The sequence below is a fragment of the Citrobacter sp. TBCS-14 genome (genome assembly GCF_005280805.1).
Taxonomy (GTDB): Bacteria; Pseudomonadota; Gammaproteobacteria; order Enterobacterales; family Enterobacteriaceae; genus Citrobacter; species Citrobacter gillenii.
This window is the reverse complement of record NZ_SZWM01001142.1, coordinates 1-245: the sequence shown is the minus strand read 5'-3', so window position 1 is coordinate 245 and position 245 is coordinate 1. Positions and strand designations below refer to the sequence as shown.

Annotated in this window: 1 pseudogene; it reads left to right on the top strand. The window is 56.3% G+C overall.

Annotated features, from left to right (window positions below):
• Positions 1 to 245 (top strand): annotated as a pseudogene (locus FDX22_RS24455) (PTS sugar transporter); the annotation flags it as partial.

Sequence of the window (245 nt, the reverse complement as noted above, 5' to 3'; positions counted from 1 at the left end):
AATCCGGCGTAAGCTTCCTCGGCGCAGTCGATATGGTGGGTCTGGTGATGGTTGCCGCAGGGATTAACCTTGCCAACGTTATCGCCCCTCGCGAAAAAAGTGAAGCCGCCGTCGCCACACCGGGGCTGCTTATTAACCTGGGTTTCGGAACCTTCGTGGAATCTGCCTATCCCTTCATGTTCGCCAACAAAATTGTCTTTGGCTCCGCCATTTTCTGGGCCGGAATGGGCGGCATGATGCTGGGC